The organism is Pseudomonas sp. MPC6, from assembly GCF_006094435.1.
Taxonomy (GTDB): Bacteria; Pseudomonadota; Gammaproteobacteria; order Pseudomonadales; family Pseudomonadaceae; genus Aquipseudomonas.
This window is the reverse complement of the sequence record NZ_CP034783.1, coordinates 1557331-1580286: the sequence shown is the minus strand read 5'-3', so window position 1 is coordinate 1580286 and position 22956 is coordinate 1557331. Positions and strand designations below refer to the sequence as shown.

General features: G+C 60.8%; 21 protein-coding genes and 4 tRNA genes. 9 read left to right on the top strand and 16 right to left on the bottom strand.

What is annotated here, in order from left to right:
* Nucleotides 1-15: 15 nt before the first annotated feature.
* The 4 genes from lpxK to ELQ88_RS09365 form a co-directional block, all read right to left on the bottom strand.
* Entirely contained in the window at nucleotides 16-1026 is a 1011-nt protein-coding gene (gene lpxK, locus ELQ88_RS09380) for a tetraacyldisaccharide 4'-kinase (protein WP_138964714.1), read from the bottom strand.
* Nucleotides 1026-1457, bottom strand: coding sequence for a biopolymer transporter ExbD (locus ELQ88_RS09375; RefSeq protein WP_128872151.1), 432 nt, complete (start codon nucleotides 1455-1457; stop codon nucleotides 1026-1028). Before ELQ88_RS09375 ends, lpxK begins: the two co-directional genes overlap by 1 nt.
* Nucleotides 1454-2092, bottom strand: a complete 639-nt coding sequence (locus ELQ88_RS09370) for a MotA/TolQ/ExbB proton channel family protein (RefSeq protein ID WP_168187383.1) — start codon at nucleotides 2090-2092, stop codon at nucleotides 1454-1456. The genes ELQ88_RS09375 and ELQ88_RS09370 overlap by 4 nt, the downstream gene beginning before the upstream one ends.
* A 97-nt stretch (nucleotides 2093-2189) precedes the next feature.
* Nucleotides 2190-4418 (bottom strand): DNA internalization-related competence protein ComEC/Rec2, encoded by a 2229-nt coding sequence (locus ELQ88_RS09365; RefSeq protein WP_138964712.1) that lies wholly within the window; start codon nucleotides 4416-4418, stop codon nucleotides 2190-2192.
* A gap of 136 nt (nucleotides 4419-4554) precedes the next feature.
* Here ELQ88_RS09365 and ELQ88_RS09360 point away from each other — a divergent pair, with 136 nt between their 5' ends.
* Nucleotides 4555-5073, top strand: a complete 519-nt coding sequence (locus ELQ88_RS09360; protein ID WP_128872149.1) for a DUF2062 domain-containing protein — start codon at nucleotides 4555-4557, stop codon at nucleotides 5071-5073.
* Nucleotides 5074-5184: 111 nt separating this feature from the next.
* Here the strand turns inward: ELQ88_RS09360 and ELQ88_RS09355 are convergent, their stop codons facing one another.
* The 4 genes from ELQ88_RS09355 to ELQ88_RS09340 form a co-directional block, all read right to left on the bottom strand.
* The gene (locus ELQ88_RS09355; RefSeq protein WP_128872148.1) at nucleotides 5185-5964 is read right to left on the bottom strand and encodes an ABC transporter permease; all 780 of its coding nucleotides are present in this window, start codon (nucleotides 5962-5964) and stop codon (nucleotides 5185-5187) included.
* Nucleotides 5961-6893, bottom strand: a complete 933-nt coding sequence (locus ELQ88_RS09350; RefSeq protein ID WP_138964710.1) for an ABC transporter ATP-binding protein — start codon at nucleotides 6891-6893, stop codon at nucleotides 5961-5963. Before ELQ88_RS09350 ends, ELQ88_RS09355 begins: the two co-directional genes overlap by 4 nt.
* 132 nt (nucleotides 6894-7025) lie before the next feature.
* The gene (locus ELQ88_RS09345) at nucleotides 7026-7649 is read right to left on the bottom strand and encodes a glutathione S-transferase (RefSeq protein ID WP_128872146.1); all 624 of its coding nucleotides are present in this window, start codon (nucleotides 7647-7649) and stop codon (nucleotides 7026-7028) included.
* A gap of 43 nt (nucleotides 7650-7692) precedes the next feature.
* Entirely contained in the window at nucleotides 7693-8352 is a 660-nt protein-coding gene (locus tag ELQ88_RS09340) for a transglutaminase family protein (RefSeq protein WP_138964708.1), read from the bottom strand.
* A 249-nt stretch (nucleotides 8353-8601) separates the two neighbouring features.
* On the opposite strand from ELQ88_RS09340, the gene ELQ88_RS09335 reads away from it, so the two are divergent.
* Complete coding sequence (locus ELQ88_RS09335; protein ID WP_138964706.1) at nucleotides 8602-11049, top strand: acyl-CoA dehydrogenase; 2448 nt, start codon at nucleotides 8602-8604, stop codon at nucleotides 11047-11049.
* A 74-nt stretch (nucleotides 11050-11123) separates the two neighbouring features.
* Nucleotides 11124-11531, top strand: a complete 408-nt coding sequence (locus ELQ88_RS09330) for a PA2817 family protein (protein ID WP_027924016.1) — start codon at nucleotides 11124-11126, stop codon at nucleotides 11529-11531.
* Between the two features lie 114 nt (nucleotides 11532-11645).
* Here ELQ88_RS09330 and ELQ88_RS09325 read toward each other — a convergent pair whose 3' ends face one another.
* A complete protein-coding gene (locus tag ELQ88_RS09325; protein WP_138964704.1) occupies nucleotides 11646-12644 on the bottom strand; it encodes a LysR family transcriptional regulator in 999 nt (332 codons plus the stop codon).
* 91 nt (nucleotides 12645-12735) lie between these two features.
* Between ELQ88_RS09325 and ELQ88_RS09320 the strand changes: the two genes are divergently transcribed.
* The 3 genes from ELQ88_RS09320 to ELQ88_RS09310 all read left to right on the top strand — a co-directional run bounded on the left by ELQ88_RS09320 (nucleotide 12736) and on the right by ELQ88_RS09310 (nucleotide 14866).
* Entirely contained in the window at nucleotides 12736-13362 is a 627-nt protein-coding gene (locus ELQ88_RS09320) for an alanyl-tRNA editing protein (protein ID WP_128872143.1), read from the top strand.
* A 93-nt stretch (nucleotides 13363-13455) separates the two neighbouring features.
* Entirely contained in the window at nucleotides 13456-14226 is a 771-nt protein-coding gene (locus ELQ88_RS09315) for a 2OG-Fe(II) oxygenase (protein ID WP_138964702.1), read from the top strand.
* A gap of 1 nt (nucleotide 14227) precedes the next feature.
* Nucleotides 14228-14866, top strand: a complete 639-nt coding sequence (locus tag ELQ88_RS09310) for a LysE family translocator (RefSeq protein ID WP_138964700.1) — start codon at nucleotides 14228-14230, stop codon at nucleotides 14864-14866.
* Nucleotides 14867-14982: 116 nt separating this feature from the next.
* Here ELQ88_RS09310 and ELQ88_RS09305 read toward each other — a convergent pair.
* The 4 genes from ELQ88_RS09305 to ELQ88_RS09290 all read right to left on the bottom strand — a co-directional run bounded on the left by ELQ88_RS09305 (nucleotide 14983) and on the right by ELQ88_RS09290 (nucleotide 15394).
* A tRNA-Gly gene (locus tag ELQ88_RS09305) sits at nucleotides 14983-15058 on the bottom strand.
* A gap of 2 nt (nucleotides 15059-15060) precedes the next feature.
* Nucleotides 15061-15136, bottom strand: a tRNA-Glu gene (locus ELQ88_RS09300).
* Nucleotides 15137-15240: 104 nt separating this feature from the next.
* Nucleotides 15241-15316 (bottom strand) — tRNA-Gly (locus tag ELQ88_RS09295).
* A 2-nt stretch (nucleotides 15317-15318) separates the two neighbouring features.
* Nucleotides 15319-15394: transfer RNA gene (locus ELQ88_RS09290), tRNA-Glu, on the bottom strand.
* Between the two features lie 408 nt (nucleotides 15395-15802).
* Between ELQ88_RS09290 and ELQ88_RS09285 the strand changes: the two genes are divergently transcribed.
* Nucleotides 15803-16561, top strand: coding sequence for a hypothetical protein (locus ELQ88_RS09285; RefSeq protein ID WP_178084745.1), 759 nt, complete (start codon nucleotides 15803-15805; stop codon nucleotides 16559-16561).
* Nucleotides 16562-17247: 686 nt separating this feature from the next.
* On the opposite strand, the gene ELQ88_RS09275 is transcribed toward ELQ88_RS09285, so the two are convergent.
* The 3 genes from ELQ88_RS09275 to ELQ88_RS09265 all read right to left on the bottom strand — a co-directional run bounded on the left by ELQ88_RS09275 (nucleotide 17248) and on the right by ELQ88_RS09265 (nucleotide 21643).
* Nucleotides 17248-19212, bottom strand: a complete 1965-nt coding sequence (locus tag ELQ88_RS09275; RefSeq protein ID WP_138964698.1) for a methyl-accepting chemotaxis protein — start codon at nucleotides 19210-19212, stop codon at nucleotides 17248-17250.
* Nucleotides 19213-19320: 108 nt separating this feature from the next.
* A complete protein-coding gene (locus ELQ88_RS09270) occupies nucleotides 19321-20712 on the bottom strand; it encodes a PLP-dependent aminotransferase family protein (protein WP_138964696.1) in 1392 nt (463 codons plus the stop codon).
* Between the two features lie 169 nt (nucleotides 20713-20881).
* Nucleotides 20882-21643 (bottom strand): SDR family oxidoreductase, encoded by a 762-nt coding sequence (locus tag ELQ88_RS09265; protein ID WP_128872136.1) that lies wholly within the window; start codon nucleotides 21641-21643, stop codon nucleotides 20882-20884.
* A 97-nt stretch (nucleotides 21644-21740) separates the two neighbouring features.
* On the opposite strand from ELQ88_RS09265, the gene ELQ88_RS34075 reads away from it, so the two are divergent.
* Nucleotides 21741-21878: a hypothetical protein gene (locus ELQ88_RS34075; RefSeq protein WP_161599952.1), complete on the top strand. Its 138-nt coding sequence runs from the start codon at nucleotides 21741-21743 to the stop codon at nucleotides 21876-21878.
* A complete protein-coding gene (locus ELQ88_RS09260) occupies nucleotides 21875-22879 on the top strand; it encodes an NADP-dependent oxidoreductase (protein WP_138964694.1) in 1005 nt (334 codons plus the stop codon). The genes ELQ88_RS34075 and ELQ88_RS09260 overlap by 4 nt, the downstream gene beginning before the upstream one ends.
* Nucleotides 22880-22956: the final 77 nt, after the last annotated feature.

Below are 22956 nucleotides of genomic sequence, written 5' to 3'. Positions count from 1 at the left end.
CTGGAGAAAAACGGATTAAGGCAAAAGACGAGCCGGCAACAGGCGCATCAGCTGCGTATCGAACCAGGCCACGAAGGCCGGCGATGGCGCAGCATCGACCGCCAGGTACCACCAATCGGCGGTGGCGAAGGCACGGCACTTCACCGCGTCCTTTTCGGTCATCACCAATGGCAATGACGGCGTGAAATTCAAGGCCTGGACGCTGTATTCGGCGTGGTCGGCAAATGCATGGGGTACGGGCTGCCAGTGTAGCGTTTCGAGGGTCGTGAAGAAACGCTGCGGATTGCCGATCCCGGCCACCGCGTGCAGGGCCTGGCCGGCGGCAAAGTGGTCGAGGGGACGCCGTTCGCCGCTTTGCAGGTTGACCAGCGCGGTGGGCCGTAGCTGGAAGGCAAAACCACCGTCGCGGTCGGCGGCAGCGCCGTTGTAGAGCACCGCGTCGACGCTGTGCAGGCGCTCGGCGGGTTCGCGCAATGGCCCGGCCGGCAGGCAGCGTTTATTGCCAAGGCCACGGGCGGCGTCGATCAGCACCAGTTCCAGGTCGCGGGCCAGGCGATAATGCTGCAGGCCGTCGTCGGACAGGATCAGGTCCAGCGGTTCACTCGCCAGCAAGGCTTTGACCGCGCGGCTGCGGTCCGGATCGATCATCAACGGTACGCCGGTGCGCTGGACGATCAACAAAGGCTCGTCCCCGGCGATTTCGGCGCCCTGCTCTGCTTCGACCCGCCACGGCAGGTGCGGCGGTTTGGCGCCGTATCCGCGGCTGACCACCCCCACCCGCAGACCGCTGCGCTGACAGTGCTGGATCATCCACAGAATCAAGGGCGTCTTGCCGGTGCCGCCGACGGTGATGTTGCCGACCACGATCAGCGGCACCGGTGGCTGATAGATCTCGCCCTCACCCCCCAGGAAGCGCTTGCGCTTGTTGTTGACCACGCGCCGATACAACCACTCCAGCGGCTGCAACAGCTTCAGGGCCGGATGACCCTGGTACCACGCGGCGAGCAAGCGATCGGACATGGCCATCAGGGCGCGGGCGGCGCCGCTTCGACAGTGGTCATGCGCAGGTGACTGAAGCCGAGTTTGCCGGCGGCGTCCATGGCGGTGATGACGGCCTGATGCTGGGTCTTGCCGTCGGCGCTGATGGACAGCGGCAGGTTGGTGTCACCGCTGGATTCTTTCTGCAGCGCGTCCATCAGCGTTGCCAGGTCGTTCTTCGGCAAGATCCGGTTGTTCACCGAGAACACGCCCTCGGCACTGATCGCGACGTCCAGGTGCTTGGCCTGCTGGTCTTCGGCAGGCGCGCCGCTGACCGCTTCCGGCAGATCGACGCGCAACTGGGTTTCACGGGTAAAGGTGGTGGTCACGACGAAAAACAGCAGCAGGATAAACACCACGTCGATCAGCGACGCGAGGTTGATGTCCACGTTCTCCCGTTGCTTGCGGCGGAATTTCACGCTTTTTTGCCCTCGGACAGGTCCACGTCACGGTCACCCTGCACAACCTCGACCAGCTTGATCGCTTCCTGCTCCATGCCCACCACCAGTTCATCGATCCGGCGTTGCAGGAAACGGTGGAAGAACACGGCCGGGATACCGACCATCAGGCCCGCGGCGGTGGTGATCAGTGCTTTGGAAATACCACCCGCCAGCACGGCAGCGTTGGTGCCCATGCCCGTGCCCATGAACGCACTGAAAATATCGATCATGCCCAATACGGTGCCGAGCAAGCCGAGCAACGGGGCCATGGCGGCGATGGTGCCCAAGGCGTTGATGTAGCGTTCGAGTTCGTGAATGACCCGCGCGGCGGCCTCTTCGATGCACTCTTTCATGATCTCGCGACCATGTTTGGAGTTGGCCAGGCCCGCCGCCAGGACCTCACCCAACGGCGAGTTGGCGCGCAGTTCCTTGAGTTTCTCTTTATTGAGTTGCTTGTCCTTGATCCAGACCCAGACCTGCCCGAGCAAATGTTCCGGGGCCACACGACTGGCGCGCAGGGTCCAGAGACGCTCGGCGACGATTGCCATGGCCGCGATGGAACTCAGAATGATCGGCAGCATCATCCAGCCGCCGGATTTGACCAATTCCCACACAGTGACAGTCCCCTCGAAAAAGTGCGCCACTCTAACATAGGGGCTGGGCGCACCGTAGACCGGGATATCGCCTCCGGTGGGCTCCATTGACTTGCGATCAAGGTGCAGGCCGCCAGAAACGCCGTTCCTCACGCATTGTCCATGCCGGCTTGAACTGCCCCAGTTGCAGACGGATGGCACCCTGTTCGGCGCTGTCATGGATCGCCATGCCGCGCTGTCGATAGCGCGCGATCACCGTGGGATGGGGGTGGCCGAAGGCATTGCCCTGACCGCGGGAGATCAGCGCTGCCGCGGGTTGCAACGCGGCAAGCAGCGCCGGCGACGATGAACTGCGACTGCCGTGATGAGGTGACTGCAACCAATCGGTGGTCACCGCCAGGGGGCTGTCGAGCAAGGCTCGCTCGGCCGCGGTGTCGATGTCACCGGTCAGCAGTAGCCGCTCGCCGTTGGCTTCGATCTGCAACACGCAGGATTTGGGATTGCTTTCCCGGGCTGCTGCCCATTGCCAGAGCGAGAACTGCACACCGTCCCAGGTCCATTGCCGACCGCTCTCGCAGGCCTCGGCTTGCAGCGCTACGGGCAATTCCAAGGGTTCGCCACTGAGTACGCGCTTCACCGGCAGCCCCTTGGCGACAGCCTGCGCCCCGCCGGCGTGATCGGCATGGGCATGGCTGATCAGCATCAAGTCGAGGGCGCTCACCCCCAGTTTGCGCAGCGTCGGCAGCACCACGCGCTCGCCCAGGTCGTTATCGCCGAAGCGTGGCCCGGCGTCATACAGCAGCGTGTGATGACGGGTACGCACCAGGATGGCCAGCCCCTGGCCGACGTCGAGTTGCCAGATTTCGGCCGTGCCCTCCGGCAGCAGTTGCCGGGGTGGAAACACCAGCAACAGCAGCAGCGGCCAACCCGGCAGGCGCAGGGGCACCCCGCGAGGCATCAACAACAGCAAGGCCCCGAGTGCGCCCAGGGCCCCTATCCACCACGGTACCGCCGCCGGCACCCACGCGGGGAAACGCCCGGCCATCAGTGCAAGGCCCCTGAACAATAGATCGATCAAGCCACCCGCCAGCCACAGCAATCCTTCGCCCACATAAGGAATGGGCAACAGCAGCGTCCCCAGCAACGCTGGCGGCAGCACCACCAGACTGATCCAGGGCACGGCGAGCAGATTGACCAGCGGCCCGCTGAGACTGATCGGCAAGCCCAGTACCAGCAATATCGGGCCCAAGCCGATCGCGATCAGCCACTGGGCGCGAGTCCAGGCGTGCCACCAGCGCCAGGGCCCCAGCCGGCCGCCGAATATGAAGATCAACACGGCTACCGCCGCGAAGGACAACCAGAAACCCGGTTGCAGACTCGCCAGCGGGTCCAGCAGCAGAACGCCGTTGAGCGCCAGCAGCAACGGCCACCAGGCACCAAGGTGACGAAAACGCAGCCGCCACAACAGCACCAGGCCGATCATCACGCAGGCCCGCCGCACGGGCACGTCGAAGCCGGCCAGCAAGCCATAACCGAGCGCTGCGGCGAAGGCCAGGCCACAGGCCCATGGCAACCAGGGCAAGCGGGCCGGCCACAGGCCATAACGGGCCAGGCCGGCAATCAGCACGTACACCAGCCCCGCCAGCAAGCCGATGTGCTGCCCGGAAATCACCAGCAAATGCACAGTGCCGGTGTCTTGCAACACCTGCCAATCCTCGCGACTGAGCCCGGCACCATCCCCCAGCACCAAGGCCGTCAGCGCCCCCGTTCGGCCTTGGGCATCCACCGCCTGCAAGCGTTGGCGGATACTGTCGCGCCAGGCCCATCGGGTTTCCTGGAGACGTACGCCATCCTTGACCGTCCCGGTGGCGCCGATGCGCTTTGCCAGCAGCCAGGCGTCGTAATCGAAGGCATGGGGATTGAGCAGCCCGGCAGGACGCTTCAATTTCACCGCCAGGCGCCAGTGTTCGCCGCTGTTGACCGGCGGCCCGCCGTACCAGGCCAGGCGCAACAATGTCGGGACTTTCTCGTGCTCGCGTCGCGAGCGGGCGTCCGCCAACTCGAAACGCACGACCGCCTCGCCGTTCTGGGGCAATCCCACTACCCGCCCTTCTACCCAACGGGTTTCACCGTCCAGATTGATCGGCAGGCGATCATCCAGCGCCCAGTGCGCATTCGCGCACGCCCAACTGAAGCCGAACAGGAAAAAGGCCAATGGATACGTCCTGAACGGCAGCAACATCAAAGCCGCGACCGGCAACGACAGCCAAAACCAGACCGGCGGTAGTACCGGTAAAAAACGCAGGGTCAGCAGACCCAGCGCCAGCGCCATCATCCCTGTGCGCATAAGCCCGTCCTTGAGAGTTCCATCCCTAGGCATAGCCGGCTTATCGCACGACCGCGGTTATCAATTGTCACAAAGTCTGAATGGGCGGTTCATGGAATCCAGACATACTTGCCGCCTTAACCGACCGAGAAGCCTTATGCCCCGGCGCTTATTCAAACGTTACATGCCAGACCCGACGAGCATCAGGGAACACAAGTCCTTACGCTTTCTCGGCACGCTGCTGCATGACCCGAACCTCTGGCACCTCAACCGACACTCCGTCGCCCGGGCCATGGCCGTGGGTCTGTTCGCGGCTTTTCTGCCGATCCCCTTGCAAATGCTGGTGGCCGCCATCCTTGCCATCATGGTGCGCGGCAACATGCCGATCGCCGTGAGCCTGGTCTGGCTGACCAACCCGATCACCATGCCGGCCGTGTTCTTCTGCACGTACCAGACCGGTGCCTGGTTGATGGATGTCCCTGCCCGGCATTTGCCGGATGAATTGACCTGGGAGTGGATCAGCGGCCAACTCTCGACGTTGTGGCAGCCGTTTTTGCTGGGATCGGTGGTGGTGGGGCTGGTACTCGGGGCCTTGGCTTATTGCCTGGTAATGATGTACTGGCGCTGGTGGGTGGGTCGGCAATGGGCGCGGCGCAAGAAAAAGCGGATGCAGTGAATGCAAAACGGCCTCCTTCCTGTATGGAGAGGCCGTTTTTTGTGGTGTCCGGGCTGACGCCTTCGCTGTAGGAGCGAGGCTTGCCCGCGAAGCAGACGACGCGGTCTCTCCTCAGGTACGCATCCCGCGACCACTCACCAGCAACCGCGCACAACTGATATACAACACCACAGTCGCCACCAGCATGAAGGTAATCGCCACGCTGATCCGGATATCCGAAACGCCCAGGATCCCGTAGCGGAAAGCGTTGACCATGTGCAGCACCGGGTTGGCCAGGGACACGGTCTGCCAGAACGGCGGCAGCAGGCTGATCGAGTAGAACACCCCGCCCAGGTACGTCAGCGGTGTCAGCACGAAGGTCGGGATGATCGAGATATCATCGAAGTTGCGCGCAAACACCGCGTTGATGAAGCCCAGCAGCGAAAAGATCGTCGCCGTCAGCACCACCACCAGGATGGTCACCCCCAGGTGATGCACCTGCAGCTGGGTGAAGAACAGCGACAGCAGCGTCACGATGACCCCGACCATCAATCCGCGCAGCACGCCGCCCAGGGTGTAGCCGATCAGGATCGTATGCGGCGACACCGGCGACACCATCAATTCCTCGATGGAACGCTGGAACTTGCTGCCGAAGAAACTCGAGACCACGTTGCCGTAGGAGTTGGTGATCACCGACATCATGATCAGTCCCGGCACGATGTACTCCATGTAGGTGAAGCCACCCATGTCGCCGATCTGCCGACCGATCAGATTGCCGAAGATCACGAAGTACAGAACCATGGTGATGGCCGGCGGCAGCAAGGTCTGTGGCCAGATCCGGGTAAAGCGTCTGATCTCACGGTAGACGATGGTATTGAGGGCAACGAGATTGGGTTGCAACTCGGAACTCATACCGCCACCTTCGACAGATTTTTTTCCACCAGGGACACGAACAACTCCTCGAGGCGATTGGTTTTGTTACGCAGGCTCAGCACTTCGATGTTCTGCTGCGCAAGCTGAGTAAATAGCGCCGTAATGCCCATGGACTTGTCCACCTGGACTTCCAGGGTATGGCTGTCGAGCAGCCTGGTGGGGTAACCGAGCAACTGCGGCGCCACTTTCAGATCGTTTTTCATGTCGAGCAAGAAGGTTTCAACATGCAGTTGGCCGAGCAACTGCTTCATGCTGGTGTTCTCGACGATGGTGCCGTGGTCGATGATGCCGATGTTGCGGCACAACTGCTCAGCCTCTTCCAGATAGTGGGTGGTGAGGATGATGGTGATGCCTTTCCTGTTCAGCTCGGTAAGGAAAGTCCACATCGAGCGGCGCAGTTCGATATCCACCCCCGCCGTCGGTTCGTCGAGGATCAGCAGGCGCGGTTCGTGGACCAGTGCACGGGCGATCATCAACCGGCGCTTCATGCCGCCGGACAACGAACGCGAGGGCACATCGCGCTTGTCCCACAGGCCGAGCTGGGTCAGGTATTGCTCGGCGCGCTCCTTGGCGATTTTCGGCGGGATCCCGTAGTAACCGGCCTGCGTCACGACAATGTCGAAGGTCTTTTCGAACTGGTTGAAGTTGAATTCCTGCGGCACCACGCCTATGCAGCGCTTGAGCTGCGCAGGATTCTTGTCCAGGTCGTTGCCGAAGATATTCACCGTTCCGCTGGTCTTGTTCACCAGGGTCGAGAGAATGCCGATGGTCGTGGATTTGCCAGCGCCGTTAGGGCCGAGCAAGGCGAAAAAATCACCTTCGGCGACGTCCAGATCGATACCACTCAAGGCCTGGAAACCGTTGCCGTAGGTTTTGGTTAGCTGCCGGATGGACAGAGCGGAACTCATATCGGATTTACGCACCAAGAAGGAAGAAAGGAATAAATAAGGGCGGGCGGCGAGCAATGCAACCGCAGCGCATGGACGCAATGGTGCTTGGCGCCGCCACACAAGTACAGTCAAGTGTGTCGATAGTGAGTATTAAGTCAACGCGGTCATGACGGCTTTCCGATACGCCGGACGCTGCTTCAATCGGGCGTACCAGGCTTCAACATGAGGCTGCGGCGCACGCTCGATCGGCATCTCGAACCAGGCATAAATGAAACTGCCGAGGGGAATGTCGCCCATGCCGATTTCAGTGCCCGACAGGTACGGTTGGGTCGCCAGCGCCTGATTGGCCATCGACAGCAGATCGTCACATTCCTTGATCGCAGCCTTGATGGCGGGCCAGTCCTGCTTGTCCGCCGGCGTGCGCAAAACGCCCCAGAACACCGTGCGGAACGGGCCGGCGAAACTTGAAGTGGTCCAGTCCATCCACTTCTCGGCAGCGGCGCGGGCCCGCGGATTTTCCGGGTACCAGGCGGTGCCGTTGGCATGCAGGGCCATCAGGTAACGCACGATGGTGTTGGATTCCCACAGCACGAAACCGTCGTCTTCAATCACCGGCACGCGACCATTGGGATTCATCGCGCGGTATTGCGGCGTATCGACTACGCCAAAGGCGCCACCGGCATCGATCGCTTCATAAGCCAGGCCCAGCTCCTCGGCGGCCCACAAAGGTTTCCTGACATTCGACGAATTTTTCCGACCCCAGATCTTCAGCATGACCGCCTCTTTATGGATGAATGCGCAGGCAGCATACGCCGGATCAGGCGCGACTCAAATCGCTCTGCATATCACCCAACAGCACCGGCAGTTGCTCGCTGAACAGATGCGGGTAGCACTTTTCCAGGTGCTCGAAAAAGAACGTTTCAGGCACGTCGGTGAACTGGCCGTGATCGATCAGATACTCCATCAATTGCGCGCCGTCACGATTGACAGGATGGAATACGCTGTCGTTGATGGCGTCGAATTCCAGTGGTGCGACATTGAACAGCTCACATAAGCCCTGGTTGAATGCCGGCGTGGCTTTGACCCAGCGGCCGTTCAGGTACAGTTCGGTATAACCGTGCATGGCGAACACGTCGCTCTTGAGCAATTCGAGCAGGCGCGGCGTCGATAAATGGTTGCGCACATCCGCCAGGCCGATGCGTGCGGGGATCGCGCAATGCCGTGCGCATCCGGCCAGCAGCGTGGCTTTGGGCACGCAGTAACTCATCCCGGCCGCCAATGCATAACTGCCACGCAAGGTCTGCGGGTCGCGACTGAAGGTGTAAGGGTTGTAGCGCACGGCCTCGCGCACGGCGTAATAGAGATTGATCGCCTGCTCGAGCGGGTCGCGACTGCTGCCTCGATGTTTTTCGGCGAACTCCACCACTGACGGGTGGTCACTATCGATGAAGCGGCCGGGACTCAGATACTCGTGCATGAGAACAATCTCCTGGGGAAGCCACGAGTCTAGCCACAGGTTCAGCACAGAGATAACGACGTTTCGGCCAAACTTGAGCGCATTGTCGCTCGTTCCATGAATGATTTTTCACGGCCTGTTGTCCATCGGCCCTACAAAATTCATCACGGTTTCCTACGATTTCAATCACATCGCTCTGACCACCCTGATTGACGGATGCCGTCTAAGCTCTGAAGGCTGGTTTTGCCCTGGTTTCACGGAGGATTAAATATGCTGCTGTTGTGGATACTGGTTCTGGTTGTCGGGATCGCTTATTTGGCTCACCGCCGCATCGCCCCGCTGCCCGCCATGGGCCTCGTTGCTGTCTATCTGTTGGCGATGGGCATTTTCAGCCGTGCACCGGGTTGGCTGTTGCTGATTTTCTGGGTGTTGCTCGCGGCCACCGCGGCCCCGCTGTTGCTGCCCGACCTGCGCCGCAAATACTTCAGTGCGCCGATGTTCAACTGGTTCCAGAAAACCCTGCCACCGATGTCGCCAACCGAACGCGATGCCATCGACGCCGGCACGGTGTGGTGGGACGGTGAACTGTTCAGCGGTCGTCCGGACTGGGACAAACTGCTGTCCTACCCCAAAGCGCAACTGAGCGAAGAAGAACAGGCCTTTATCGACGGCCCGACTGAAGAACTGTGCGCCATGGTCAGCGACTGGCAGATCGGGCAAGACATGGACCTGCCGCCAGAAGCCTGGGCCCACATCAAGGCAAACGGCTTCTTCGCCCTGATCATTCCCAAGGAGTTCGGCGGCAAAGGGTTTTCCGCCTATGCCCACTCGCAAGTGGCAATGAAACTGGCGACCCACAGCGGCGACCTCGCCTCCACGGTGATGGTCCCCAATTCCCTCGGCCCGGCCGAACTGTTGCTGCATTACGGCACCGATGAACAACGCAACCACTACCTGCCACGACTGGCACGGGGTGACGACATCCCCTGTTTCGCCTTGACCGGTCCCCTGGCCGGTTCCGACGCCGGCGCGATGCCCGACACCGGGGTGATCTGCAAAGGACAATGGGAAGGCCAGGAAACCCTCGGCCTGCGCCTGAACTGGGAAAAGCGCTACATCACGCTGGGTCCGATCGCTACCCTGCTCGGCCTGGCGTTCAAGGCTTATGACCCGGACCACTTGTTGGGCGAGCAGGAAGACCTGGGCATCAGCCTGGCGCTGATCCCGACCGACACCGCCGGCGTCGAAATCGGCCGCCGCCACTTGCCCCTGGGCGCTTCGTTCATGAACGGCCCGAACTCGGGCAAGGATGTATTCATTCCCCTGGACTTCCTCATCGGCGGCCAGGAAATGCTCGGCAAAGGCTGGATGATGCTGATGAACTGCCTGTCGGTCGGGCGTTCGATTTCGTTGCCGGCAGTGGGCACCGGTGCGGCGAAGTTCACCAGCCTGGTGACCGGCCAATACGCGCAGGTTCGGGAGCAGTTCAACGTGCCGCTGTCGGCCTTCGAAGGCATTCAGGAAGCCATGGCGCGCATCGGCGGCAATGCCTGGATGATGGACGCCGCGCGGATGCTGACCGCCAACGCGGTAGACCTGGGCGAAAAACCGTCGGTGCTGTCGGCGATTCTCAAGTACCACCTCACCGAACGCGGTCGCGAGTGCATCAGCCACGCCATGGACGTGCACGGCGGCAAGGCGATCATCATGGGGCCGAACAACTACCTCGGTCGCAACTGGAATGGCGCGCCGATCTTCATCACCGTGGAAGGCGCGAACATTCTCTCGCGCAACCTGATGATCTTCGGCCAGGGTGCGATTCGCTGCCATCCTTTCGTGCTCAAGGAGATGGCCCTCGCCGGCCGCGAAGACAAGGACCAGGCACTCACCGAGTTCGATGGCCTGCTGCTCAAGCACATCGGTTTCGCCGTGGGCAACGCCGCCAGCACGCTGGTGCTGAACCTCGGCCTGGGGCATTTCGACCACGCGCCGGGCAACACGCTCAGCCAGGGTTATTTCCGCGCCCTCAATCGCCAGGCCGCGGCGTTCGCCATGCTCGCCGACCTGAGCATGATGCTGCTGGGCGGTGAACTGAAACGCCGCGAACGCTTGTCGGCGCGTCTGGGGGATGTGCTCAGCAACATGTACCTCGCCTCCGCCGCGCTCAAGCGCTACCACGACCTCGACTCACCGGACCATATGGCACCGCTGTTTACCTGGGCCATGGAAGAAAGCCTGGGGCAATCGGAGCGCGCACTCGATGAACTGCTGAGCAACTTCCCGAACAGGGTGCTGGGTTGCCTGCTGCGGGTGATCGTATTCCCACTGGGTCGTCGTCACAAAGGCCCCTCGGACAAGCTCGGCGCAGAAGTCGCGGCGGTGATTGGCCGGGCCAAAGGCGATCCGACCCTCGAAGAATTGCTCGGCGGTTGCTACCGCCCGCAATCGGCCGATGACGCCGTCGGCGCCCTGCAACACGCCTGCAACCTGTTGGACGCGGCGCGGCCATTGCAGAAAAAACTGCATATGGGCCTCAAAAGCGGCCAGGTCAAACCGGCGGTCGGCGAACACGTCATCGATGCGGCGCTGGAAGCCGGCGTGTTGCAGCCCGGGGAGGCGCAAACCCTGCGTGATGCCGAAGCAGCGCGGCGCAAGGTGATCGATGTCGATGATTTCGACAAAGAGGAGCTGGCGCTGGCCAAAGGAAAAGTCCGCTGATCCCCTCCACCATGTAAAAAAGGGCGCGGGCGCTTTATACTCCCGCGCCCGTTTTGCTCTTGAGGACTTATCTCGTGTCCAATGTCGTTGCCGATCATCTTGTCTTGCTCGACCACCTGCGCAGCATCCTGGTCGCCGTAGGTGAGGCCGAACAGGTTCCCGAAGAAAGCCATGCCTTGTTCCTGGAGCGCTTCGACGAACTGCGCGCGCTGCTGCCGGTCGACCCGATCGAAAGCCAATACCTTGGCCAGGACATCCTGTGCCAGGTAATCACCCGCTATCCACAAATCGCCCACCTGGTCCCGCGCGATCTGCTGTGGTACTTCGCCGGCGACTGCCTGCACTACATGCCCGACGATGAAATCGACCTGTACCAGGCACTGGAAGAGCGTCGCTTCGAAGCCGAGCAGAACGACGAACCCTTCGACTGGAACCAGGAAAAACAGCTGCTGGCGATGTCGAACGACGACAGCAAGCACTGATCCACGGTCAGCCATCAAAAGGCCCGCATGGTGATCCATGCGGGCCTTTTTTTGTCGCCGGGTAATGCGCGGTCTGGAAGACCGCCATCGCGAGCTTGCTCGCGATGGCGTCCGTCAGAAGAACCCATCACTCTCGGGTAACTCATACTCCGCTGCAACCTTGGCCGACGTCCCTGGCTTGCCTGGCTTACTCAGGGTCGGCTCCTTCTCCAGGCACTCCACCAGATAATCGATCAACACCCGAAGCTTGGGCGGCAGATAACGGGTCGGCGAATGCAGCAGCCAGGCGCCGCCGTGGTAGGACGCGAGGAAGGTCCAGTCCGGCAACACCTGCACGATGAGCCCCTGCTCCAGTGCATAACGCGCGGTGAAATACGGCAGGCTGCCAATCCCGATGTGCTGCAACACCGCACCCAATCGCACACCGGTGTGATTGGCCGCATACCGCCCGCGCACTCCGACGGTCACAGCCTTGGTGCCTTTCTTGAATTTCCACCGCGCATCGCTCGGGGTTTCGCCCAGGTAGATGCAACTGTGCTCGAGCAAGTCGTGAGGATGGGTCGGCGTGCCGTGTTCGGCCAGGTACTGCGGCGTTGCGCAGAGCAGATGGTCGATGGTCAGCAGTTGCCGTCCCACCAGACCGGCGGGTGGCTGATCAGTGATGCGAATCGCCAGGTCGACGTTGTCGTCGATCAAGTCGACCTGACGGTCCTCGAGCAACAACTCCACATCGATTTTGGGGTAACGCCGCAAAAATTCCGGCATATGCGGATGAATCACGAACCGCCCCACCGCTTTCGGCACGCTGACGCGCACCAGCCCTTGCGCTTCGTCGGTGAACTGGCCGCTGATTTCCATCACCGACCTGGCCGCGCTGACCATTTCCTGGCAACGCTTGAACACTTCCTCGCCACCGTCGCTCAGGCGCAGTTTACGGGTGGTGCGTTGCAGCAAACGGGTGGAGAGCGCCTTTTCCAGACGCGAAATGCTGCGACTGATCGCTGACGGCGAAGAACCCAGCTGGCGAGCGGCCTCGGAGAAACTGCCGGTTTCGACCACCTTGACGAAAATCGCCATTTCACCCAGCAGTGGCAGTGGAAGATTTATGCTCACAGCGCAACAGTCCATTGATATTTGAACGGATTATCACGCAATTATGCCCTCCATATAATAAAAAATAGAAATTTCAATAAGGTCATGGACTATGACGCTCCGCCTGTTTTTCCATAGTGATGATCTCAAGGCCAACGTGGAGGTGCTGGATTGCACGCCCTGCGAGAACGAATTCGCGGTGGTGCTGCGCGCCACGCTGTTTCATCCGCAGGGTGGCGGACAACCCTTCGACACCGGCTGGATTGGTGAAAGCCAAGTGCTGCGCGTGGTTCAGGATCCGGAACGGATCATCCATTTCGTCGACCGCCAGGTGAAACTCGGCATGACCCAGATTCGGGTCGACGAACAGCGTCGCCAGTTCAACACGCGCATGCACTCCGCCGGCCATCTGATCGGTCACTTTGTTCAAGCCATGGGCTGGGTGCCGATCAAGGCGCATCACTGGCCGGGCGAAGGACGTGTGCAGTTCAAGCCGCAGGATTCGGCACAGGACGTGGATGCCCGGATTGTTCAGCACGGCATCGAGCAGTGGATCGCCCACGACCTGCCACGCCTGACGTCATTGCGCGAAGGTGCCAGGGAAATCGGTTTCGGTGAGTTGCCCGCCTACGGTTGCGGCGGCACCCATGTTCGGAGCCTGAAGGAGTTGGGCGTGGTCTCGATCACCACCGTTTCGCAAAAGAAAGGAACGCTGTCGGTTCATTACGATGTGAACTGAGCATGTTGGCGATGCCGAACCCGGCATCGCCTGACGCCGGGGCAGCCCGCACTCGCAGGCTCCGTTGCCTCTCTGATAGATGGACCTTGAACCATGATGCTTGACGTCGAGCGTCTCGATGAGACGTGCATAAAAAAACTGGCCAACGAAGAAGTCCTCGCCATTCGCCTCAAAGGCTTGCTGCCCCGATCGCTGGCGATTCAGATTGGCGACAAGATCCTCGCCCCCGGCTTCGAAGGCTACATCAACGCGCCCAGCATCGGTCGCATCGGCATGGCGTTTTATGAAGCGGAAAACCAGCCACTGTTGATCGAGGACTATTTCGCCCGCGCCACCCGCAACATCGCGGAGTTGCGCAACCGCTGTGCGCCTTACTCATCCCCGATCGACACTCTGCGCTGCATGCTCGACGAATCCTGGCCAGCGGGGGCGCATCTGGAAAATCTTTACGGGCGCAAGATGTATGTCGGGTTGTCACGGGTAGTGAAGCCTGGCGTGTGCTTCCTCGCCCACCACGACATATTCGCCAAGGACGCCCCGGACAGTTACCAGGCCAGAAGCCTGGAAGCGCAATTTGCCTGCAATGTTTACCTGAACATGCCCACCGCAGGTGGCGCATTGCAGATGTGGAACGACGACATTTCCCCGGACCAATTCGACGAGATGCGAGGCGACAGCTACGGCATCGACCCGACCCTGCTCGGCCCTGCGACTCTGGAGATTCGCCCTGAGCCCGGTGACTTCATCATGTTCAACTCGCGCCGCATGCACTCGGTGACGCCCGGTGTGGCCGACCCGCGCTTGAGCCTTTCCTTCTTTGTCGGCTATCGCGGCAATGCTTCACCCCTTACTTTCTGGAGTTGAGATGCTTTCGAATTACCTGGGCGAATTTCTGGCGCTGGCGACCATCCACTTCCTCGCCGTGGTCGCACCCGGACCGGACTTCGCGGTCACCATACGGCAAAGTGTGCGATTCGGACGCTTGGTGGGGATTTGTACGGCGCTGGGCATCGGTGCGGGTATTTCCGTGCATGTGCTTTACACCCTGCTCGGCGTCGGCGCACTGATGCACACCACCCCCTGGCTGTTGACGGTGGCCAAGGTGGTGGGCGGTGTCTACATTCTGTACCTCGGCGTCAGCCTGGTGCGCAGCAAACCCAAGACCGTACTGGAAGGCGACAAAGGTGCGGACCAACCGATGGCAGAGCAAACACTGCTCAAGGCGTTCACCACAGGTTTCCTGACCAACGCCACCAACCCCAAGGCTACGTTGTTTTTCCTGGCGATCTTCACCAGCCTCATCAGCGCCACGACACCGCTCAAGGTTCAGGCGTTGTATGGGGTCTGGATGTGTTTCGTGAATGCACTGTGGTTTGTCATCGTTGCACTGTTTTTTTCCAGCGCCCGGGTGCGATTGCTGTTCATGCGCATGGGGCACTGGTTCGAGCGGACGATGGGGGTGATTCTGATTTTGTTCGCCGGCCGTTTGATTTTGTCGATGTAAAAACGCCGCACATGCAAAAGGCCCGCACAGTCTGACTGGCGGGCCTTTTTTATTGTCGCGGAGACACATCGCGCACAAACAAAAACGCCGCTCAATGAGCGGCGTTTTTGTGAAAATGGAGCGGGAAACGAGACTCGAACTCGCGACCCCGACCTTGGCAAGGTCGTGCTCTACCAACTGAGCTATTCCCGCATTGGCGTCCCCTAGGGGACTCGAACCCCTGTTACCGCCGTGAAAGGGCGGTGTCCTAGGCCACTAGACGAAGGGGACACGCTGCCCGGAACACATGGTGTGTGTTTCGGTGCCCAGCCCCGCATCCGAAGACTTGGTTCTGGTTTCACTCAGCCCTGCCCGAAAGCAACGCTGTTTAAAAATGGAGCGGGAAACGAGACTCGAACTCGCGACCCCGACCTTGGCAAGGTCGTGCTCTACCAACTGAGCTATTCCCGCATTGGCGTCCCCTAGGGGACTCGAACCCCTGTTACCGCCGTGAAAGGGCGGTGTCCTAGGCCACTAGACGAAGGGGACACACATACAACATTCACTTCCTACCGCGTTTCGCTGTGTGCTTTACGCTGTAAGTGGCGCGCATTCTATGGATGGATTGAGGGGTCGTCAACCCCCTGATATAAATTTATTTAAATCAATGACTTCGCCCTGCTTTAGGACACCGTTCCGGGTTTTCCTGCGCCCGGCGATTGACGTCTATATTCTGACGCCCGGCAAAGCGTTATAGTCATCCACGCCCTGAGTGATGGCAATATGCCTCCCTCACGACTATTACTTATAGTAATCAGGGCCGCGGCCGATACCGCATAAGGATAGCCATTCATTCCGCCTGGCGGTCCTGGCCGGCTCCCCTGCCAAACCACTACATTCGCACGCGAACCCATAAACCCATAAACCCATAAAGAGGTCTTACCGGTGACTCCACTCATGATCACCCTGCTAGTCGTAGCCGGGATCGCACTATTGATCGCCATTGGCTACATGAACCATGTGGTGGAAAACAGCAAGCTGGCAAAGGCCCGGACCCGGATCGAGCTGAACGATCGCCTGCGTCGCTGTGGCGAAATCACCGAGACTTTTCCCGGTCAGTTGATGACACCGGCACTCAAGTTGCTGTTGACCCGCCTGGAGCTGAACGTCTGCCAGCGCCTGCTCAATCTGGAAAAATCCAACGCCACGATGAAGGAACGGATCGCCGAACTGGATGCGCTGATCGCCCAGGGCGAATCGATCCCGGTCAACAACCCGCCGGCACCGATCCAGACCGAAGCCAAAGCCAAGGACGTACGTTTCCTGCTTGAAGCCTTGCACGGCCAGATCACCCGCGCCGCACATGATGGCTTCCTGCCGACCAACGAGGCCAAGACCTGGATCCGCGAAGTCCGCCATCTCCTGGTCCTGCTGCACATCGAATTCTTCAACAACCTCGGCCAGCGCTCCCTGCAGGAGAACCAGCCCGGGCAAGCCCGCCTGGCGTTCGAACGCGGCGTGCAGTACCTGCGCAAACAGCAGGACCCCAAGCTCTACGCCGAACAACTGGAGCATCTGGAAAAACTCCTGGCCCGGGTCAACGCCCAGGTCATGGATAACACCGCGCCGGCTGAAGGCGAAGTGAACCAGCTGACCGAAGGCCTCAAGGACGTCGAGGCGGATGCGGACTGGAAGAAGAAAGTGATTTACGACTGATCAGGGCAAAAAAGTAGAAGAGCCACCGAACAGGTGGCTTTTTTTTGGGTGGGATAATCGGTGAGTACATCCCGTAAAGAATAGCTGACTGTCAGGCCGCCTTCGCTGGCAAGCCAGCTCCTACAAGGGCCGGGTGTATCCGTAGAATCAGGTCGGCTGTCGGGCCGGCAGGATCAGGGTCAAAAGATCGCAGCCTTCGGCAGCTCCTACCTTGGGTCAGCGTACATCCGAGAGAGATTGGTTGGCTGGCAGGACGTCTTCGCTGGCAAGCCAGCTCCTACAAAGGATCGGCGTACACCGGCGCTTATCACCACTCATCAGGCCGAGCGTTAGCTCGCCTGCAGCGCTTGATCTTGATCCACCCGCCCCTTCGGGAGGCTGAGTGGAGGTGTTCATCCGGGGAGTGGCGCGTAGCGCCGTTCGACGCAGTCGAACACGCTGCATGTAGGTCGTCGCGAAGCAGACCGGAGGGCAGTGTCCCCGGATGGACACCGGAGCGAAGGAACGCCGAGCCTTAGCGAGGGGCCGGACGCCGGGGCGAGACCTTTTGGTTCCTTTTGGGGCGTTTGCCAAAAGGGACTCGCTGTAAGAGCGAAACCATAGGCGGCCGTTACCGCAACAACGGATATGTACACAACCACCAAGAACCTGGTCGGCCCGAAGGCCGCCAAGTCCAAAAGCCCACATCAAAGCCGAAAATGCCCAACCATCCCCTTCAACTCAACACCCAACTGCGCCAACTCAATACTGGACGCCGCATTACCCTGCATCGCCAACGAAGACTGATCCGCACTGGCGCGAATACTCGTCACACTGCGATTGATCTCCTCGGCCACCGAGCTCTGCTGCTCGGCAGCCGCCGCGATCTGCTGGTTCATCTGCTGAATCAACGATACCGCCGCGGCAATACTGCCCAGCGCACTCTCAGTCTGTAGCGCATCGCTGACCGCCAGCTTCACCAGCTCACCACTATTCTGAATCTGCTGTACCGACGAGTGCGCCGCCGAACGCAAGGCGCTGACCAGTCGCTCGATCTCCTCGGTCGATTGCTGGGTCCGTTTGGCCAATGCCCGCACTTCATCGGCCACCACCGCAAAGCCCCGGCCCTGCTCGCCGGCCCGCGCCGCTTCGATGGCGGCGTTGAGCGCCAACAGGTTGGTTTGCTCGGCCACGCTCTTGATGACACCGAGCACCATGCCGATGTTCTGGATTTGCGCACTCAAGCTTTCGATGCTCGAACTGGCCGAGGTCGCAGAATCTGCCAGTTGCTCGATCCGGACCATGCTCTGACGCACCACCTGCTGACCGCTTTCAACCTTGTCGTCCGCGGTCTGCGCCGCCTGAGCGGCCTCTTCCGCGTTACGCGCAACGTCGTGCACGGTCGCGGCCATCTGATTCATCGCGGTAGCGACCTGCTCGGTTTCTTCCTTCTGGCTACTGACTTCCAGATTGGTCTGCTCGGTCACCGCCGACAGTGATTGCGCCGAACTGGCCAATTGCTCGATGCCGGCCTGCAAACCGCTGACAATACTGCTGAGCCCGGCCCCCATCTGCTGCATGGCCTGCATCAGTTGACCGATCTCGTCACGACGGGCCACTTCAACCGTCACGCTCAAATCGCCAGCGGCGATCTGTTGCGCGACACGGATCACACTGCGCAACGGTGCCACGATCAACCGGGTCATCACCCATGCCGCAATCAGCCCGACCAGCAAGGCCAGCGCGGAGGAGCCGATGATCAGCCACGAATTCTTTTTCAGCTCGCCCTGCATCGACCGGTCTTCGGTGACATAGGCCTGATCCACCCGCGCCACCACCTGCGCGGCGCGCTGATGCAGTTGCTCGTAGACGGTTTTTTCCTGGGCCAGCAGGCCAGTGTATTCAGCGAGTTTTTCGCTGAAACTGCCGATGTGGCCGGCCACTTCATTGAGCACCGTCTGGTAGCCCTCATCCTTGACCGTGGTTTTCAGCTGCTCGGCCTGGGCCAGCGCCTGGTCGGCCTGCTCGATCTTGCCCTGCGCCACGCTGTCGTCGCCCTTGCGACTCTGGTCCAGGCGCACGCGCGCTTCGTTCATGGCCTGCAACATCAGCCGCGACACCTGGCTGACCTGACTGGCTTGCTCGATGAACTGCGCGCCGTCCTTGCCTGCGGACTCTTTCAAGGTATAGGCGCCGTCATCGGCCAACCCGGCCTGCAGCACATCGAGGTTATTGGCCACGCTGGACACCGACCAACTGGCCATTTCCAGCGCCAGGTCCTTGGCCTGGCTGAGCGAGACGAACTCGTCAAAGGCCTTGCGATAGGCGCCCAGGGATTGCTCGACATCATTCATCACCGGCACGTTGGCCGCGGACCGGAGCTTGAGTTCGGTCGCCAGGGCGATCAGGTCGTCCACGCCCTTGTGCAGGGCGTCGGCGGTTTTCGGGTTGCCGTGCAACGCGTACTCCTGCTCAAGCAGTCGCACCTTGAGCAGACCGCTGTTGAGCGACGACATGTGCGTGAGCCCGTCGAAGCGCTGGCTGATAGTCTGCAGCGCCCCTACGCCGATGGCCGCCACCACGGCGGTCAACAACAGTACGAGTACAAACCCGACACCCAGTTTTTTTGCCATGCCGAGGTTGGCAAAACGTCCTTTCACGCCCGAAATCATTGCACTGGGTTCCCTGATAGAGTCTGTTGACGCAGAGTCGCAACGGGTCTGTATCAACACAAGTCTGTGGTGTCGGAATAATGGCAAAAAGCTACGTCAACGTCGTTTTCAGAACGCTTGAGGTCGATCCACAGTGGTGGCTTGAAAAAACGCCCGGGCTCGCGGGTCAGCGGCATAGGCCACGTTGATACGTTGCCAGTCACCGGGCTCGCCGGTGGGGCTGAAGGCCGTCGCTGAAGACAGCAGGACACCGAAGCGCTGTGCCTGGGCCCGCACCTGAGCGTAGTCGGCCATCCGCGAGCGCGCCCAGATGAACAAGCCCCCGGCGGGCTTGCCGAAGACCTCCCACTCAGCGTCTTCGAGCATTTGCAAGGCGGCCACCCGGTCGCTGTGCAAACGCTGGCGTTGTCGCTGCACCAGCTTGCGGTAGGCACCACTGGCCAACAGGCAAGCCAGCACCGACTCGCAAAACCGTGACGCGCCCATGCTGCTGATCATCTTGACCTCGGCCAGTTGCGAAACAATCCCGGCGCCGGCTACTACAAAGCCGACCCGCAACGAACTGCTGAGGGTTTTGGAGAAACTGCCGACGTAGATCACGTTGTCCGCGGTATCCAGCGCGGCGAGCCGCGTACCGGGTCCGCTGGATAAATCCGCATAGACGTCATCTTCGATGACCAGCGCACCGTGGGTTTTCGCCAGTTGCAGAACTCGCTGGGCGACCTTCGGCGTCATGCTGCTACCCGTTGGATTGTGATAGGAACTGTTGATGAACAAGGCGCGGGGCCGGTACTGTCGGAGTAGCGCCTCGAGCACTTCGATATCGGGCCCGGTCGGCGTTCGCGGCACCTCGATCATGTTGACGCCGTGCAGTCTGAGCAACTTGAACAGCATCGAGTACCCGGGACTTTCCACCACCACGCACTCCCCCGGCTTGAGCAAGGTGCGCACAATCAGATCCAGCCCCTGGCTGGCGCCCGCCGTTGTCAGGATTTGGCGCTCCTGCACGGCGATATCCAGTTGTAGCAGGCGCTTGAGGATTTGTTGGCGCAGGGCTGGCAGACCCAGCGGGGTGCCGTAGTTGAACAGGCCCGCCATGTCGGTGCGACTGACCTGACGGATCGCGTAACCCAGGTCGTCCGTCTCGCGCCAGCTTACGGGCAATCCACCACAACCCAGCTTCAGTTCACCCAGGACGCCATCGTGCTTTACCGCCGCGCCTTCGAACCAGGGGTAATCCCGTTGCCGGCGAGCAGCCAAGGCCGGGTCGGCGACATAAAAGCCGCCGCCCTGACGCGACGCCAGCACTCCTTCAGCGACCAGGCGCTCACACGCCTCGACGACACTGGACTGACTGAGCAGATTATCCCGCGCAATTTGCCGCGCGGATGGTAAACGCGTGCCCGGCAAGACCTCGCTTTGACGGAGCCAGCCCGCCAGCGCATCGGCGATCTGCTGGACGAGCGGCACCAAGGCCTGTCGATCGATTCTCAATTCCATGAGCAAGCAAACTCCTGTTTGTTTTGCTGGAACAGTTAATCACAGGAACGCTCGATGGGATGTGCGACAACGCCGCCAGAATCTTCGGTTCTAATCATTGGTAACACATTGTCCGGCCCCCAGTGTAGGCATTACACCAATGTGGGGTTTTGCACCGCAGTGCCTGGCTTCAGAATGCCGTGACGCCTCCGTCCACCGCCAACGAGTGGCCGGTGGTGAACGCTGCACCATCGCTGCACAGGTACAGCACCGCGCTGGCAATCTCCTCGACCTTGCCGATGCGACCGACCGGGTGCATGGCATTGGCGAACTCGCCCTTCTTCGGATCCGCTTCATAGGCGCGGCGGAACATGTCGGTATCGATCACCGCCGGACACACCGCATTCACGCGAATCTTTTTCTTGGCGTATTCGATGGCCGCCGATTTGGTCAGGCCGATCACTGCATGCTTGGAGGCGGCGTAGATACTCATCTTCGGCGCCGCTCCCAGGCCGGCCACCGATGCGGTGTTGACGATCGCACCACCGCCCTGGGCCAGCAGCAAGGGCAACTGGTACTTCATGCACAGCCAGACCCCTTTGACATTGACGCCCATGATCGCGTCGAATTCGTCGATCGTACCCTCGGCCAGCTTGCCTTTCTCGATCTCGATGCCGGCGTTGTTGAAGGCATAGTCGAGACGGCCGTAGGTATTGACGACTTCATCCATCAGGTTTTTTACATCGCTTTCCAGCGTGACGTTGCAACGCACGAACGTTGCTTCACCACCCGCCGTGCGAATCAACGCCACCGTGCCCTCGCCACCTGCCGTGTCGAGGTCGGCCACCACCACTTTCAAGCCTTCGGCGGCGAACGCCTGAGCCGTCGCGCGGCCAATACCGGCGGCCGCCCCTGTCACCACTGCCACCTGGCCGGAAAACGTCATGCTCATTGTTATGTCCTCGTAGAAGATGCGGGGTCCGCGTAACGCAATCTAGCCACAGGCATCCGTAGCGCGGCAGCACTATCAGAAGGCCGGTTGAGTGCCCATGAGTGGCAGTGATAAAACCGCCGGGCCAGCCATCACTGTTCTGGATCGGACTGCATTCGCGGCATCGGCGCGACTTGCGGCAATGATCATCAAGGGCTATCAACAAGACTTCATTCATCTTGAGTGCCTGTCATGACTACCCAGACCAATCGCCAGTTCCTGCTCGCCAGACGTCCGGTGGGTGCGGCAACCCGCGAGACCTTTACCTATCAGCAAGTACCGGTCGGCGAACCGGCCGCGGGTCAGATTCTGGTCAAAAACGAATACTTGTCCCTGGACCCGGCCATGCGCGGCTGGATGAACGAGGGCAAGTCCTATATTCCGCCAGTGGCGATCGGCGAAGTCATGCGTGCATTGGGTGTCGGCCAGGTCATTGCTTCGAACCATTCGGATTTTGCGGTCGGGGACTACGTCAACGGTGCCCTGGGCGCGCAGGACTATTTCCTCGGCGAGCCACGGGGCTTCTACAAAGTCGATCCGAAACTGGCACCGCTGCCGCGCTTTCTTTCGGCACTGGGCATGACCGGGATGACCGCCTACTTCGCCCTGCTCGACGTCGGTGCGCCCAAGGCCGGTGACACTGTGGTGCTCTCGGGCGCGGCCGGCGCGGTGGGCAGCATTGCCGGGCAGATTGCCAAGCTCAAGGGGTGCCGCGTCGTCGGCATCGCGGGCGGTGCCGACAAGTGCCGGTTCCTGATCGACGAACTGGGCTTTGACGGCGCCATCGATTACAAGAACGAAGACGTCCACGCCGGGCTCAAGCGCGAGTGTCCGAAAGGCGTGGATGTGTACTTCGATAACGTCGGCGGCGATATCCTCGACGCTGTGCTGAGCCGCCTGAACCTGAAGGCACGGGTGGTGATTTGCGGCGCCATCAGCCAGTACAACAACAAGGAAGCGGTCAAAGGTCCGGCCAACTACCTGTCGCTGCTGGTCAACCGCGCGCGGATGGAAGGTTTCGTGGTGATGGATTACGCCGCACAGTACGCCGCTGCCGCGCAGGAAATGGCGGGCTGGATGGCCAAGGGGCAGCTCAAGAGCAAGGAAGACATCGTCGAAGGACTGGAGACGTTCCCGGAGACGCTGATGAAATTGTTCAGCGGAGAGAATTTCGGGAAGTTGGTGCTGAAGGTTTAACGCAGGCCAGTAGGAGCCGGCTTGCTGGCGATGCAGGCACCGCGGGGAGTCAGGTCCACCGCGGTGATGCCTTCGCC

Bases quoted from the DNA above. Each gene is read 5' to 3' on its own strand.
- ELQ88_RS09310 (WP_138964700.1), top strand. From the start codon at position 14,228: ATGCTTTCGAATTACCTGGGCGAATTTCTGGCGCTGGCGACCATCCAC.
- ELQ88_RS09315 (WP_138964702.1), top strand. From the start codon at position 13,456: ATGATGCTTGACGTCGAGCGTCTCGATGAGACGTGCATAAAAAAACTG.
- ELQ88_RS09360 (WP_128872149.1), top strand. From the start codon at position 4,555: ATGCCCCGGCGCTTATTCAAACGTTACATGCCAGACCCGACGAGCATC.
- ELQ88_RS09340 (WP_138964708.1), bottom strand. From the start codon at position 8,352: ATGCACGAGTATCTGAGTCCCGGCCGCTTCATCGATAGTGACCACCCG.
- ELQ88_RS09350 (WP_138964710.1), bottom strand. From the start codon at position 6,893: ATGAGTTCCGCTCTGTCCATCCGGCAGCTAACCAAAACCTACGGCAAC.
- ELQ88_RS09320 (WP_128872143.1), top strand. From the start codon at position 12,736: ATGACGCTCCGCCTGTTTTTCCATAGTGATGATCTCAAGGCCAACGTG.
- ELQ88_RS09285 (WP_178084745.1), top strand. From the start codon at position 15,803: ATGATCACCCTGCTAGTCGTAGCCGGGATCGCACTATTGATCGCCATT.
- ELQ88_RS09335 (WP_138964706.1), top strand. From the start codon at position 8,602: ATGCTGCTGTTGTGGATACTGGTTCTGGTTGTCGGGATCGCTTATTTG.
- ELQ88_RS09365 (WP_138964712.1), bottom strand. From the start codon at position 4,418: ATGCGCACAGGGATGATGGCGCTGGCGCTGGGTCTGCTGACCCTGCGT.
- ELQ88_RS09345 (WP_128872146.1), bottom strand. From the start codon at position 7,649: ATGCTGAAGATCTGGGGTCGGAAAAATTCGTCGAATGTCAGGAAACCT.
- ELQ88_RS09260 (WP_138964694.1), top strand. From the start codon at position 21,875: ATGACTACCCAGACCAATCGCCAGTTCCTGCTCGCCAGACGTCCGGTG.
- ELQ88_RS09265 (WP_128872136.1), bottom strand. From the start codon at position 21,643: ATGAGCATGACGTTTTCCGGCCAGGTGGCAGTGGTGACAGGGGCGGCC.
- ELQ88_RS09275 (WP_138964698.1), bottom strand. From the start codon at position 19,212: ATGATTTCGGGCGTGAAAGGACGTTTTGCCAACCTCGGCATGGCAAAA.
- ELQ88_RS09355 (WP_128872148.1), bottom strand. From the start codon at position 5,964: ATGAGTTCCGAGTTGCAACCCAATCTCGTTGCCCTCAATACCATCGTC.
- ELQ88_RS34075 (WP_161599952.1), top strand. From the start codon at position 21,741: ATGAGTGGCAGTGATAAAACCGCCGGGCCAGCCATCACTGTTCTGGAT.
- lpxK (WP_138964714.1), bottom strand. From the start codon at position 1,026: ATGGCCATGTCCGATCGCTTGCTCGCCGCGTGGTACCAGGGTCATCCG.
- ELQ88_RS09270 (WP_138964696.1), bottom strand. From the start codon at position 20,712: ATGGAATTGAGAATCGATCGACAGGCCTTGGTGCCGCTCGTCCAGCAG.